This window comes from Paenibacillus rubinfantis, assembly GCF_001486505.1.
Classification (GTDB): domain Bacteria; phylum Bacillota; class Bacilli; order Paenibacillales; family Paenibacillaceae; genus Fontibacillus; species Fontibacillus rubinfantis.
The window spans coordinates 659,668-674,792 of record NZ_LN909063.1 but is presented as its reverse complement, the minus strand read 5'-3'; the positions used below and the strand labels follow the sequence as shown (position 1 = coordinate 674,792).

11 protein-coding genes and 1 pseudogene are annotated in these 15,125 nt (G+C 56.3%); all 12 read right to left on the bottom strand.

Annotation, left to right across the window (positions count from 1 at the left end):
* Nucleotides 1–3 precede the first annotated feature (3 nt).
* Complete coding sequence (locus tag BN3277_RS08130) at nt 4–1,275, bottom strand: MFS transporter (RefSeq protein ID WP_059041739.1); 1,272 nt, start codon at nt 1,273–1,275, stop codon at nt 4–6.
* 101 nt (nt 1,276–1,376) lie between these two features.
* Nucleotides 1,377–2,927 carry an MDR family MFS transporter gene (locus BN3277_RS08125; protein WP_059041738.1) on the bottom strand — a complete coding sequence of 517 codons (1,551 nt, stop codon included), beginning with the start codon at nt 2,925–2,927 and terminating at the stop codon, nt 1,377–1,379.
* Entirely contained in the window at nt 2,924–3,673 is a 750-nt protein-coding gene (locus tag BN3277_RS08120) for a hypothetical protein (protein WP_059041737.1), read from the bottom strand. Before BN3277_RS08120 ends, BN3277_RS08125 begins: the two co-directional genes overlap by 4 nt.
* A gap of 27 nt (nt 3,674–3,700) precedes the next feature.
* Nucleotides 3,701–4,423: a hypothetical protein gene (locus BN3277_RS08115; RefSeq protein WP_059041736.1), complete on the bottom strand. Its 723-nt coding sequence runs from the start codon at nt 4,421–4,423 to the stop codon at nt 3,701–3,703.
* Complete coding sequence (locus tag BN3277_RS08110) at nt 4,423–5,067, bottom strand: YhbD family protein (protein WP_059041735.1); 645 nt, start codon at nt 5,065–5,067, stop codon at nt 4,423–4,425. Before BN3277_RS08110 ends, BN3277_RS08115 begins: the two co-directional genes overlap by 1 nt.
* A 235-nt stretch (nt 5,068–5,302) precedes the next feature.
* Nucleotides 5,303–7,300 (bottom strand): methyl-accepting chemotaxis protein, encoded by a 1,998-nt coding sequence (locus tag BN3277_RS08105; RefSeq protein ID WP_059041734.1) that lies wholly within the window; start codon nt 7,298–7,300, stop codon nt 5,303–5,305.
* Nucleotides 7,301–7,694: 394 nt separating this feature from the next.
* Nucleotides 7,695–9,110: an argininosuccinate lyase gene (gene argH / locus BN3277_RS08095; protein ID WP_059041732.1), complete on the bottom strand. Its 1,416-nt coding sequence runs from the start codon at nt 9,108–9,110 to the stop codon at nt 7,695–7,697.
* Between the two features lie 253 nt (nt 9,111–9,363).
* A complete protein-coding gene (locus tag BN3277_RS08090; RefSeq protein WP_059041731.1) occupies nt 9,364–10,602 on the bottom strand; it encodes an argininosuccinate synthase in 1,239 nt (412 codons plus the stop codon).
* Between the two features lie 23 nt (nt 10,603–10,625).
* Nucleotides 10,626–11,588, bottom strand: a complete 963-nt coding sequence (argF, locus tag BN3277_RS08085) for an ornithine carbamoyltransferase (protein ID WP_059041730.1) — start codon at nt 11,586–11,588, stop codon at nt 10,626–10,628.
* A gap of 3 nt (nt 11,589–11,591) precedes the next feature.
* A complete protein-coding gene (locus tag BN3277_RS08080) occupies nt 11,592–12,869 on the bottom strand; it encodes an acetylornithine transaminase (RefSeq protein WP_187380045.1) in 1,278 nt (425 codons plus the stop codon).
* Nucleotides 12,870–12,927: 58 nt separating this feature from the next.
* A complete protein-coding gene (gene argB, locus BN3277_RS08075; RefSeq protein WP_059041729.1) occupies nt 12,928–13,713 on the bottom strand; it encodes an acetylglutamate kinase in 786 nt (261 codons plus the stop codon).
* Nucleotides 13,714–13,775: 62 nt separating this feature from the next.
* Nucleotides 13,776–15,115 (bottom strand): annotated as a pseudogene (argJ, locus tag BN3277_RS08070) (bifunctional glutamate N-acetyltransferase/amino-acid acetyltransferase ArgJ).
* Nucleotides 15,116–15,125 lie beyond the last annotated feature (10 nt).

Below are 15,125 nucleotides of genomic sequence, written 5' to 3'. Positions count from 1 at the left end.
ACCTCAGCTTGTTGGCTGTTCGCCAAGCTGCGGCTGCGGCTGCGGTTGCGCCGCCGGCTTGTGCTTGAAGATCGGCACCAAAATCATCGCACCCAGCAGCATGATGATGCCGGATACGGCGTAAATCCCAACGAGCGGGAAGAAGGTCTTCAACACGCCGGACAACGACATCATGATCACCATCATGCCCATAAACATCGGGCTGAGTACGCCGTTGACGCGGCCGACATAGGATTGCTCCGTCCACTGCAGGATCATGGTGTTGATCCCGATCTGGATGCAAGGGAACGTCAAGCCGTTCAGGAACTGCAGCACCAAGGTCAGCGGAACGCTGGTCGACAACCCCATACCCACGATACAGATGGCGCTGATCGCCATCCCGAACGCCAGCAGGACTTGGGGCGGGATTTTTTTGGCCAGGCCCATGATCAAACCGCCGCCAATCAGCATCGCTACACCGTTAACCGCCAGCAAAAATTGCAGGAATTCCTTAGGCTGTCCCAAGCGTTCGGTGACGACGAACAACCCCAACGTCTGAATGATCCCCACGGAGAAGCCGGCGATCGCAAACGTCGCACCCAGCACTTTCAGCACAGGACTACGCCATACGTAGCGGAAGCCATCCGCCAGCTCCTTGCGGATATTTGCGGTCTTCTCCTTGTTTACCTCTTGCTCCACATCCGGTGGAAGCCGGAACAGCACCACCGCGGAGATGAGGAACGCTACGCCCATCACGCCAATGGATACGTAGATCCCAAATTGGTGATAGGAGTAAATTCCCAGCGACGGTCCGATGACCATAAAAATCGCCACCAGCGACTGGAATAATGCCATTCCTTGCTGCACCTTCTCCGGCTGGACATGCTGCTTGAACAGCTTCATGACCGATGGCTGGGAGAACTGCGACAGAATCGCCGAGATAAAGGTGGCAAAATAGACCGTTTCCCATGAACCGTACAGCAAGGTCAGCAGCACGACGAATACCGAGACGGCGGACAGGAAGTCGCACCATATCATCGTCCGCTTCGGCTTCCAACGGTCGGCAAAAGCCCCGCCGATAAACGAAAACACAAAGATCGGCGCAAACTCCACAACGGAAATCAGCGAAATCGCCAGCGGGTCATTATTGGTCTGGTCCGTTACGAACATCAAAATTGCAAAGTTGCGGACCCAGATTCCGATCTGCAAGAACAGATTGGAGATTAGGATCGTCTGGTAGAACCGGTTCCGAAACAAGCTTCCGGAAGCGGGCAAAACCTGTGAATCGTTACTCACGTAAACACCTCATTATTGCTAGGATGAACTATAGATTATCCATATTTCCTGGAGGGATGTCAAATGTTTCTTTGATTACCGGCTTTCTTTTCCGGAAAAAATCACTCCGAAACCGCCGGCTTCGCTTCCGGACGACTGGCCGCTCCCGGGCCGTGCCCGATCATTTTGGCGTTGCCCATAAAGCATACTGTGATCAGAGCTAACGCAGCCGGAACAAGCGTCCACCAAAACATCGTCGTGATCGACTTCGACAGATCCCCCACGATCTGCTCCAAGACCGGGGCAGGTATCGCCTTACGCGCCTCGGATGCCAACAACGTCCGTGGATCGTCCATGGAAGGCAGACCTTCTGCCCCGCTGCCCATAGCGGACAGCGATTCGCCTAACCGGTTCGCAAACAAGTTACGCTGTACGATCCCAAACACAGTAATCCCCACCGTCATCCCCAACGAGCGAATAAACGACATCGTTGAGCTGGCGGCTCCCCGCTGCGAAGGCCCGAAGTCCTGAATCGCAGACATCCCCAATACGGAGAAGGAGAACCCGACGCCAAATCCCGCGATGGCCATATAGATCGACAGCAACGTCTTCGTCGTGTCCGGCGTAATCGTCGCCAGCAAAGCGATCCCTGCCATAAAAATCACCGCCGACAGCACCATCACATTGCGGAAGCTGGTGCGCTGCACGAGGAAGCCCCCAACTTGGGAAGCCACCACGGAGCTTAACGTCATCGGAAGGAGGATCATACCGGAGTTGGTAGCCGTTCCGCCCGTGACTCCTTGCACGAACAAAGGGATATAGATCGAAGCGGCGATAAACGCAGCGCCGTAAAACAACCCGGCCAGATTACTGCTGGCGAACAGACGCTTCCGGAACATCCCGAAGGAGATGATCGGCTCCTCTGCCTTGCGTTCAACCAACAGAAAAGCGGTGAACAGCACGGCAAAGGCCGCGAACAATCCGAGAATCTGTCCGGAATCCCAAGCGTACAGCTGCCCGCCCAGCTCCAGCGCAAACATCAGCGCGACCACCGAACCGACCAAGGTAAATGCGCCCCACCAATCGATGCGCTGCTTGGCATGGACGGTCGACTCCCGGTAAAAGGCCAAAATCAGGAACAAGGCAAGCAGGCCGAGCGGGATATTGATGTAGAAATTCCAACGCCAGTTCAGATGGTCGGTGATGAATGCGCCGAGCAACGGACCGGCCAAGCTGGAGATCCCAAATACCGCGCCAAATAAACCACCCATGGCGCCGCGTTTTTCCACCGGGAACACATCAAACACGATGGCAAAGGCGATCGGCATCAGCGCACCGCCCCCGATCCCTTGGATCGCGCGGTAAATGCTGAGCTGTACGATGGTGTCGGCCGTGCCGCAAAGCACGGATCCCAGCAAAAACATCGCGATGCCAAACACAAAAAAACGTTTGCGTCCGTACATGTCGGACAACTTGCCGAAGATCGGCATCGCCGCCATTTCAGCGACCATATACGCTGAGGTAACCCAGACGTATTTGTCCAAGCCGCCCAGCTCCGATACGATGGTCGCCATCGCCGTGGATACGATCGTGTTGTCCATGGCGGCCATTAAAATACCCAGCAGTAAGCCCGCGACCACGAAGCCTAGTCGGCTGTTTTTTTGCCCATTCATTCCTCATTCCTCCAGACGTTCAGGTGTTCTCCCACTTCGGCATTCGGGTCCTGGTGATAATGTTTCGTATATTCCACGAGCCGGATCCGGCAGCCGGGACCAATCGAGACGTCCCCGCCGCGCACAATGTCGGCTACGGTATTTTCCAAGCGGATGACATCCCCTTCGATCACCGTCGCCTGCAGTTCGGGTGTCCCCCAAGATTTGAAGAGCGACACCCACTTCCAGGTGGGATGTGGGGCGATGCGGATTTGCCCGCCGACGATTTCACCGGCCTGGCTGCGGCCAAACATCGCAAGCTCCACCTGCTCGGCGTTGATCGTTCCTTGGGTTTGCAGCGCTCCCTTGATACGTAAACGCTCGGCTTGGCAGTTCCCGGTCAACTCGCAGCTGCCAAACAGCCCAATATCCTCCCCCGCGATGCCGCCTTCAATCCGTATTTCCCCATTGAGCCGGGCCTTCCCGGCTTTCAAACCGCTGCGGACACTCAGGTTGCCGGTCAAGTTCAGCTCTTCCCCGCTCATCGGACCGGTCACCGCAATCGTCCCCTTCGCCTTCAGGACCTCGATGCGCAAACCTCCATCGACCTCCAGCGTCCCCGTGCAGTTCAAGGTACGGCAATCCACATCTCCGTTGATTTCGCCTTCGCCGACGACTTTAACCTTATTAAAAATCCCGCCGTTCGACGTTCCATTGCCCACGATTTTCAAATCTGCGCGGCGGTCGTCCGAGACTTGTGCGGTCATCCCAATCCCTCCAATAGATAAATAGACTTATTTCTGCTCCGCGCGCCCGACCGAAGCCTGCGGCGATACCTCATAATGCTCCTTGTATTCCACGAGGCCAATTTCGCAGCCCGGACCAATTACAACCGAGTTACCGCGCACCACGTCCGCTTTCGTACCTTCCAGCCGAAGGTCATCGCCCTCGATCACGCCTGCTGTTAAACGGGAGGCCCAGTGCGGGGAGAGATAGTCGAGCAGCCGTTTGCTTTTGCGCTGTCGAACAAGGATGAACTCTCCTCCGATTTCCTTGGCATGGCTGGGGCCATTCAGGTCAATCGTCAGCTTTCCCGCATTCAGCATCCCGCCAACCTGAAGGTGACCATAAACCTCCGCTTCCTCAAACTCAGCGCCCCCTTCCAGCTTTAGGACGCCGTCCACCTTGGCCGTCTCCCCAATGACAGAGCCCCCGGCTTTAAGAATCCCCCGGACGTGCAGGGAGGAGAATCGGACATCCCCGCTAACTTTAAACATTCCATCCAGTTCAAACTTCCCCCCGCGCAGTGCCCCATCCGATGAACCGGTCCCGTTCAGGCTGAACTCTCCCGCTTCGAGCGTTCCTTTGATTTTCAGCGTCCCATTTCCGCTCAGCGCCTCACAGGTGATCTCACCGTTTAGCGTTGCAATGCCTTCCGATTGAATTTTCCGATACGCGCCGCCCGACGCTTGACCCACGCCGTTAATTTTCAGATCCTTAACGCTTCGTTCCGCCATTACCCCTCACTCCCGCTCACCAATAGTTTCAATTCCTCTGTACAGCGCGCCAGGGATAGACGGGCAACCGTCCTGACGCTGCGGTCCATGTAAATTTCAACATCTCCCGGCACCAGGATAAAAGCGGCCACCCCCATTTTACGGGTGAGATGCACGCCGCATTCCTTTCCGGCCAAGCCCGGTAAATATTCCTCCAGAGTTTGAACCAATAAGCGCCCTTCCTCCAACGAAATATCCCCGCTTTGCAGCAGTTTGTCGAGCACGTAAACGGTGAGCATCTGATCGAAGCCCAACAGCGACATCCCTTCAGATTTCCCCGCAGTCTCGATATATAAGTTCAATGATGTCGATGTAACAATGTTTCGCTCTAGAAGCTCACCCACGCTTAAACGGATATCCCCCGGACTTGGTGAGAAGACATCGGCCAAGGCATCCAGCGATAAATCATCCTTCATACCTAGAATCCGGTCGATGCGCTGCAGCATTTTTTCCCTGGGAAAAAACGTCTCCTGCCCCGTAAAAGAAGACTTGCGGATAAACCACTGTTCCGGAATCAGGTTCTTGCGTTTCCATCGGTATAACTGTCCATACGAAATCCCTGTCAGATCCAGCAATTCCTTCTTGGAGATTAATTCCTCGGTCATTGTCATGCTCCTTTCTCGCTTTAACAACGTAACATAACATTGTTACGCTGTAAAGTAGGCAGAAGCGGATCCCTAGCAATCGCATTGCTGTTATTCATCTTAATTCACTTCCCCGGTCCCTCCATCCGTCTCGAGGCGGATTTCTACGCCGGGCCCGGGGTGGAATTCGGGATGCAAAAGAGCCCCCTGCGCCAATATACTTGGCTCAGGAGGCTCTAGAACTTCAACGATTCGCTTATAACTTAAACCGCTCGATTTGGTTATGCATATCTGCTGCCATTCGCGCCAAGCCCTCCGAGGCGGAGGAGATCTCCTCCATGGACGCCAACTGCTCTTGAGTAGCGGCCGTCACGCCCTGGAAGCTCTCCATGCTGCTGGCCGAAGTCGCCGCGATCTGTTCGACGGAATGAGCAATTTCATCGGCGCTTGCCGACATTTGCTCGGTAATAGCGGATACCTCATGGATTTGCTCCGAAATCCGCTGCGTCGAGCGCTCGATCGCGTGGAAGGCCGTTTGCGCTTCCTCGGTCACGGACATCCCACGCTCTACGTTGGCATTAACCTTCTGATTCATCATCTCATAGGCCTTGCCGGCTAATTGAGCCATCCGCCCGATGTTCTGCTGAATCATTTCCGACGTTGCTCCCGATTGCTCCGCCAGCTTCCGTACCTCGCCGGCGACTACCGCGAAGCCGCGTCCCTCTTCGCCGGCACGTGCGGCTTCGATCGCCGCATTTAATGCCAACAGGTTGGTTTGGTTCGCGATGTCCGTAATTGCGCTGCTCATCCCCGCAACCTGTCCGCTGAGCTCGTTCATCTGCTGCATCAGCTCCACCGATTCCAATGTGGAGCGGCGGATTTCCTCCATCTGTAAGCCAACGAGGTTGACCTTCTCGCTTCCTTCCTTGACATCCCCCACCGTCTGGATGGACGATTCAACGATAGTATTGGACGCTTCAGCAATTTTCCGGATCCCTTGGGACATTTCATCCATCGTTTTGGCACTCTCCGATGAAGCGGCGGCTTGTTTCTCCGCGTTGTCCGATGCATCTTGAACAAGCTCCGTGACGTATTCAACAGCCTTGGCATTTTGCTCCGTGCCCGCCGTCAGCTCTTCGCTCGAAGAAGCCAGTTGGCTTGCCGTTTCCGACATCTCACGAACCATTACCCGCAAGGAGGCCAGCATTCCGTTATAGTTCTCGGCCAGCTGACCAATTTCATCCTTACGTTTCGTGGCTACGTCCTCGTTTAAGTAACCTTCGCTAACCCGTTTGGCTGAACGATTGAGTTGCTCAATTGGTCGCGTGATGCTCAGGATCACCAATAACAGCAGGATACCGGCGACAACCAGCGAGATCGCCAGAACGATCAGGGAGGTCCACATGATTGGCTTGGAGGCATCGCTGAATTCCTGCACGTCCAGCACTCCGACGATTTTGAACCCGGTCAGCGGGTTCGTGGTAAAATAGGCACTTTTCTCCAGACCGGTAGCCGAATCAATATAATTCAGGGAACCTGATTCCGCCGCATGCAATTGAGGTATGAAGTCTTCAGCCGCTTCTTCGCCGATCGTGCGGGTTGGGTGAGAGACGAATTTGTCCGTGCGGTCCACGATAAACATATATCCACGTTCGCCCAAGCGAATGCTGCTGACTTCCTGGTTGAGATTCGCAAGGTCCAGAGAGACCGTAACCGCCCCCTGATGGTCCTTTAATGCGTGACTGATATACAGGTTATAATTGCCGGACGTTGCCGATTGGAACGGATCGATAATGACCGTTTCCTCCGGACTTTCCAACGAGGACTTGTACCAGTCCCGTACCCGTGGATCGTAATCCTGCTTACCGGGATCGGGGGCCTTCATCCAGGCTCCGTTTTGATTGCCGACAACCAGGTTTTCCAGTTCCGGATGCTTCTCCACGAACAATTCAATTAATTGACGCAGCTCGGGGGACTGGGTATCCACTTGCGCGGATTCAATCTCCTGGGCCAATTGCTCCACGTTTTGAACCTCCGCCTGCACAATGTGGGTAAGCGAGTCATTCAACAGGTTCACACTCGATCGGGTACTAGCGTCCATTTGCTCATGCAATTGCCCGCTGGCCCGGGTATAGCTCGTAAAAGATGTCACCAGGTTGGGGACCACCAGCAGCACAGCAAAAATAATCAGCAGCCGGTTGCGCAAGGACCGGACCTCCACCAATTTCCGAATTTTTGTAAATCGTTGCTTCATGCTTTGTTTTCTCCTTTTATTTTAATTGGGGCATCCTGTCGGTTCTTGCTGTGTGCCAGGGGTTGATCAACTGCAGAAAACTATAGCGGATGTCAACCAATTCTGATTTCGTTTGAGTTCCGTACAATAGATTTACCGCGTTGGCAGTGATGAATCTAACATTTATTTCGACAAAATACGATATTTTCTTTAGTGTTTTTCTGAAATTTTCGTAAATTTCATGATCTTTTTGGGTGATTTCCTGAGATTTTCGAATATCAGAACTTTTTTTCGACACTTTTCAACATATATTTCCAATATCCTCCTGATCAAAGACAGCAAAAAAACAGCCGTTCGTCCTGCGACGAAGGCTGTTCTATCAAGGGTGCCCGATCCCTTTTGAAGGGGCGTTCGATTATTTACTTTTTTCCGCGTAGGTTTGCGTCCATTCCCGGCCCGCTTCCAGCTTGCTCTCCGCGCGTTCAATCGCCGCCGTAACCTGAGCGGTTGCCGTCCCGCCGTACACGTTACGGGCATTTACGACACTCTCCGGCTGCAGCACTTCATAGATACTGTCATCAAACAGCGGCGAGAACTGCTTGAACTCCTCCAGGGTGAGGTCCAGCAAGTATTTGCCGTTCTGGATGCAATACAGCACGGTTTTGCCGATGACTTCGTGCGCCTGACGGAAAGGGAGACCTTTGTTCGCCAGGAAGTCGGCGATGTCGGTCGCGTTGGAGAAGTCCTGGTTCACCGCCTCGCGCATCCGCTCTTTGTTCACCTTCATCGTGGCAATCATCGGCGCGAACAGTTGCAGCGCCCCCTGCAGGGTAGCAACCGTATCGAACATACCTTCCTTGTCTTCCTGCATGTCCTTGTTGTACGCCAGCGGCAGCGACTTCAGCACGGTCAACAGACCCATCAGATTGCCGTAAACACGGCCCGTTTTGCCGCGGACGAGCTCCGGCACGTCAGGGTTCTTCTTCTGCGGCATAATGCTGCTGCCGGTGCAGAACGCGTCGTCCAGCTCGATGAAGCGGAACTCCGTGCTGCTCCACAGGACCAGCTCCTCGCTGAGGCGCGAGAGATGCATCATCAGAATGGAGGCGTCAGCCAGAAACTCGACGATAAAGTCGCGATCGCTTACCGCATCCAGGCTGTTTTCATACACGCCGTCAAAATGCAGCTGCTCCGCTACGAAATGGCGATCGATCGGGAACGTTGTCCCGGCCAATGCCCCTGCGCCCAGCGGCAACACGTTAATCCGCTTGTAGCTGTCCTGCAGGCGCTCGATGTCGCGCTGGAACATGGACACGTACGCCAGCAGATGATGGGCGAACAGGATCGGCTGCGCCCGCTGCAGATGAGTGTATCCCGGCACAATCGTGTCGAGGTTCGCTTTGGCTTGACCCAACAGCGCTTCCTGCAGCTCCTGCAGCAAGCCTACGAATTCCACCACCCGTTTGCGCAGGTAGAGGTGCATATCTGTGGCCACCTGGTCGTTGCGGCTGCGGCCGGTGTGCAGTTTCCCGCCAACCGAGCCCACCTCATCGATCAGCTGCTTCTCGATGTTCATATGGATGTCTTCGTCCGACACGGAATATTCCAGCTCGCCGCGGCGGATTTTGAGCAGGACCTGATGCAGGCCTTCCTTGATCTTCTCAACGTCCTCTTCCGGCAGGATCCCGCATTTCCCCAGCATCGTGACATGCGCCAAGCTTCCCTGCACATCCTCCTCCGCCAACGCCTTGTCAAACCCGATGGAGGCGGTATATTCCTCAACTAAACGGTTGGTCTGCTTCGTAAAGCGGCCACCCCACAGCTTGCTCACCTGACCCACTCCTTAACTTTGAAACTTGATCGTTAATCCAATCCATCCGACCAGAAGGAAATGGATTCGAAATTTCGACTACATTTCCTCACTAACCATCGAAATTGTAGATTGTATTCGAAAAATCATACACATTCCCGCCCCATCCCCGCAAAATGCTCAATTATATACGAAATTTCATACACATTGGGGTCGAGTCGCCGGAAATCGGCGAATTGTATTCGGTTTTTCGAATAGATTTGGGGTACTCCCTTTACTTACCGCTGTTTTGCGCCACTCCCGTACCCACTTTCAACCGCAGCGCGTTCAGATGGATAAAGCCCGTGGCGTCGCCTTGGTCGTACGCCTGCGTTGGATCGGCTTCCATTGTAGCGATGTCCGGGTTGTACAAGCTCACCGGGCTCTTCACGCCAGCGGCGATGATGTTGCCTTTGTAAAGCTTCACGCGCACGATGCCCGTCACGTTCTTTTGGCTCTCCGTCACCAGCGCCTGCAGCGCCAGACGTTCCGGCGCAAACCAGAAGCCGTTATATACGAGCGTGCTGTAACGGGTGATCAGGCTGTCGCGCAGGTTCATCACCTCGCGGTCCATGGTCAGCGATTCCATTTTGCGATGGGCCGTGAACAGGATCGTGCCGCCCGGCGTTTCATACACCCCGCGGCTCTTCATGCCAACGAAGCGGTTCTCCACCATATCGACGCGGCCGATGCCGTGTTTGCCGCCCAGCTCGTTTAGCTTCTCCATCACCGCGAGCGGATTCAACCGTTCGCCGTTCAGCGCCACGCAGTTGCCTTGCTCGAACTCCAGCTCCAAATACTCCGGCTGATCCGGCGCATCCTCCGGCGAAGCGCTGAGCAGGAACATGTCTTTGTTCTCCGGCGCAGACGCGTCGAACCACGGATCCTCCAACACGCCGCTCTCGTAGCTGATGTGCAGCAGGTTGCGGTCCATCGAATACGGCTTTGCCGCCGAGGCCGTAACCGGAATGCCGTTCGCTTCCGCGTAAGCGATCATCTCGGCCCGTCCCGGAAAGCGGTCGCGGAATTCGCTCAGCCGCCAAGGGGCGATCACGCGAATCTCCGGCGCCAAGGCAGCCGCCGCCAGCTCAAAGCGCACCTGGTCGTTGCCTTTGCCGGTTGCGCCGTGGGCGATGGCCGTAGCGCCTTCTGCGCGGGCGATCTCCACCATCCGCTTCGCGATCAGCGGGCGGGCGATGCTGGTGCCCAGCAGGTATTGCCCTTCATACAATGCGCCCGACTGGAACATCGGGTAAATGAAGTCCTTAGCAAATTCATCGCGAAGGTCGTCGATGTAGACTTTGGAAGCCCCGGTCGCAAGCGCCTTCGCTTCGAGCCCGTCCAACTCCTCTTTTTGGCCGATATCGGCTGTAAACGCGATGATCTCAGCGTCATACGTTTCTTTTAACCACTTCAGGATCACCGACGTATCCAAACCTCCGGAGTACGCCAGTACGATTTTTTCCTTTGCCATGATTCCTAGTCCTCCCCGAAAAATTATCCCAACAACGCAGCCATCAGCGCTTTCTGCGCATGAAGCCGGTTCTCCGCCTGGTCAAAAATAATCGAATGCTCCCCGTCGATCACGCCTTCGCTCACTTCCTCGCCCCGATGGGCCGGCAGGCAATGCATAAAGACATAATCCGATTTCGCGTACCGCGCCAACTGCTCGTCGACCTGGTAATCCCGGAAGGCAACTTCACGCGCTTTCTGTTCTTCCTCAAAGCCCATGCTCGCCCACACGTCGGTATAAATGGCATCCGCCTCTTGTACCGCCGCTTTCGGATCGCGCACCACTTCAATCACGGCCCCCGTCGCTTTGGCGATTTCCTGCGCGTCCGCCACGATTTGCGGGTCCGGCTCATACCCTTCCGGGCTGGCGACCGACACGTGAACGCCAAGCTTTGCCCCGCCGATCATCAGCGAATGCGCCATATTGTTGCCGTCGCCGATGTAAGCCAACTTGAGGCCCTGCAGCGTGCCTTTATGCTCGTAAAGCGTCTGGTAGTCGGCCAGCACCTGGCACGGATGGGCCAAATCGCTTAATCCGTTGATAACCGGTACGGTCGCATAACGAGCCAGATCAACCACTTTGTCGTGTCCGAAGGTCCGGATCATGATGCCGTCCAGGTAACGCGACATAACCCCCGCCGTATCGGCGATCGTTTCGCCGCGTCCGAGCTGGATATCGTTTTTGCTGAGAAAAAGAGCGTGCCCCCCCAACTGATACGTACCCACCTCAAAAGATACCCGCGTCCGCGTTGACGATTTCTCGAAGATCAACCCAACGGTTTTCCCCTTCAGCGGCTGGTATTCCTCGCCGTTCTTCTGCTTGCGCTTCAGCTCAATGGCTAAATCGATCAAATAGTGGATCTCTTCAGTCGTATAGTCGGTAAGTTCAATAAAGTCGCGGCCGCTTAAATTCATGCTGCTGCGTTTCGATGATTCCAACAATGCCATGGTTCAGTTCCCCTCCTTGGAAGTATAGGCGGCCACAACCTCGGCCAAAATCGACACGGCTTGGTCGATCTCCTCCTTCGATACCTTGAGGTTCGGCAGCAGGCGGATCACGTCAGGGCCGGCGGTGACAAACAGCAATCCGTGTTTCTGCCCGAGCAGAACGATGTCGCCCACCGGGCCCGCGCACCCGATGCCAATCAGCAAGCCTTTGCCGCGAACTTCCTGGACGAAAGGCTGATCCTTAAACGTCTCCTTCAGGAGTCCTACCAGGTAATCGCCCATCTCCTGGACATGCTCCGGAATGCCCTCCTCCTGCATCGTCTCCAGCGTTGCGATGATGGCCGACGCGACGATCGGGTTGCCGCCAAACGTCGAAGCGTGGCTGCCCGGAGAAAATGCATCGCGCAGATATTCTTTAGCCAGCATCGCCCCGGCCGGCAAGCCGCTGGCAATCCCTTTGGCGGAGGTGAAAATATCCGGCTCAATGCCGTAATGCTGATGCGCAAACCACTTGCCCGTACGGCCCATACCGGTTTGCACCTCGTCGATGATCAGGAGCAAACCCTGCTCCTTGCACAACGCGACCAGCTCCTGTACAAACGACGGGTCGACCGGATACACGCCGCCTTCGGCCTGCACCATCTCCAACATAACCGCTGCCGTTTGCGGGCCAATGGCTGCTTTCAGCGCGGGGATGTCATGCAGAGGTACGGTCTTGAAGCCTTCCGGAAGCGGCAGATAGCCGTCTTTGACTTTCTGCTGACCGGTTGCCGTCAGCGTGGCCAACGTCCGTCCATGGAAAGACTGCTCAAACGTAATGATCTCGTAGCGGTTCGTTCCCTTGATCTTCTGATGGTAGCGCCGCGCCAGCTTGATCGCCGCTTCGTTTGCTTCGGCGCCGCTGTTGCAGAAGAAAACGACGTCCGCACAGCTGATCTCCGTCAGCTTCCGGGCTGCCGTCTCCTGCTGCGGAATATGGAACAGGTTGCTTACATGCCACAGCTCATCCAGCTGCGCCTTCACCTTGGCCGTCACCTTTTCGGGCGCATGGCCCAGGTTGGCGACCGCAAGGCCGCTCATGAAATCGAGGTAGCGGTTGCCCTTATCATCCCACAACCAGCTGCCCTTCCCTTTGACCAAATGAATCGGATACCGGGCATAGCTCGGAAAAATCGCACTAGGATTGTTCCCTTCCGCCGCGGCCGCTGCGGTTGCTGCAGCACCGACTTCAGTTGCCGGAACCGTGGTTGCTTCTTTCAGATCGCTTTGCGTTTGCGCCATCGTCTTTTTCCACTCCCATCTTCTTAAATACTAATATAACCTCGTCTCCACCAGTTCGCTACGCCATGCGTACGATTCGGGTCCCGATGCGCTCGCCGGACAACACCTTGCCCAGCACGCCCCGCTCGCTGCCGCCCACGATCACGGCTTCTTGTACGCTGCCGCTGATGCAGGCCACCGCCGCGCGCACCTTCGGAATCATTCCTCCGTAGATTTCTCCGGTTGAGATCATATCCTCGATTTGCTGAACCGTGATCGTCTCCAGCACTTTCTTTTCGTTACCTGTCATCTTCAAAATTCCCGGCACGTCGGTAACGACGATCATCCGCGAGACGCCTAGAGCGGAAGCGACCGCCCCGGCCGCCGTGTCCGCGTTGATGTTATAACGCTGCCCGCCGTTGGCATCGATGCCGACGGGAGCAATTACCGGGATATACCCGAGGTCAAGCACCCCGCCAATCAGTTCAGCATTAACGGCCGTGACGTCGCCAACGAGTCCAACCTCTTGGTAATTCGCCACCGGCTTGGCCTGAAGCAACCCGCCGTCCACGCCGGACACGCCCAATGCTTTCCCGCCGTTTTGATTGATGCGGCGCACGATCGTTTTGTTGATGCTGCCCGCCAATACCATTTCCACGACGTCCAGCACTTCCTCACTCGTGTAACGCAACCCGCCGACGAACTTGCTCTCAATCCCCAGCTTGCCAAGGTTCTCCGAGATGGCCGGGCCGCCGCCATGCACGATGACCGGCTTTATCCCGTCCTTCTGCAGCTCCACCAAGTCTTTAAAAAAAGAATCCGGCAGCTCCGCGAGCGTGCTGCCGCCACATTTCATCACAAACATTGCTTAGTTGGCTCCTTTCCGGAGTTTATCTCATCTGATAAATCATTTAGGTTATGAAATTATTAGGTTCGATACGCCGCATTGATACGGACATAGTCATAGGTCAGATCGCAGCCCCAGGCGGTTGCTGCGCCTTGGCCGTTATGCAGGTCGACGGAGATGTGAACTGTGTCGCCTTTCAAGTACGCCAGCGCCACTTCCTCATCAAAAGGAACCGGGCGCGAGCCCTCCAGCACAACGATCTCCCCCAGCTTGATGTCCACCGTCTCCGGGTTCACCGGCTCGCCGGCGCGGCCCACTGCCGCGATGATGCGCCCCCAGTTGGCGTCCGCGCCAAACACCGCCGACTTCACAAGGCTTGAGCCGATGATCGTCTTGGCGATCGCGCGGGCGGAGTTGTCGGTCACGGCACCGTGTACTGTGACCTCCACCAGGCGCGTTGCGCCTTCGCCATCGCGGGCAATCGCCTTCGCCAGTGTCTCGCACACGTGGCGGAACGCCGCGGCGAATGCATCCCAATCGGCATGCCCGGGCGACAGCTCCCGGTTGCCGGCCAATCCGCTGGCCATCGCCAGCAGCATGTCGTTGGTGCTCGTATCCCCGTCGACGGTGATCATGTTAAACGTCACGTCGGTCGTTTGCCCGAGCAGGCCTTGCAGCGCCTGCGGCTCAATGGCGGCATCGGTCGTGACGAACGCCAGCATCGTGGCCATATTCGGATGGATCATGCCCGAGCCTTTGGCGGCCCCGGCGATCGTCACCTCGCGGCCGTCCACGTCGAGCTTCACGCACACCTCTTTCTTCACGAGGTCCGTGGTCAAGATCGCCTGGCAGAACTGCTCGGCCCCCTCGTCGTTCGCCGCTACGGCCGCCGGCAATCCGATGATGCCGGCGTGGACGCGATCCATCGGCAGCAGCTCGCCGATGACACCGGTGGAGGCAACGGCGACTTCGTTCTCGCCGAGCCCAAATGCTTCCGCCGCTGCGGCGCGCATCGCGTACGCGTCGGCTTCGCCTTGCGCGCCCGTGCACGCGCGCCAGCGAAGAAGGCGAGGCCGGCCGGCTGACGGCGACTCGGGGCGATGCGGGGAAAACCGGGCATTAGAAGGAAATGACCGGGGGGCACTGGCCGGCCCGAAAAGATAAGAATTTGAAAAAACCTGCAAAGTTTTGGGCCACCCCCGACTGCCTCTTATACTTCGCGCGTCACTTTCAGCGGGGCGGCCTGGAATACGTTTGTCGTGTAAACCGCCGCGGCCACCGCCGGCACCTCGCAGAGGATCGCGCCGAGATCGTTGCGCGTCGTTTTCTTCAAACCGCAATGCAGCCCGCCGGCTTGGAATCCTTTTGGCGAGGTAATGCTCCCCTCCGGCGCTGTACGAAATAAACTAACCACTCCCATGACGTACTCC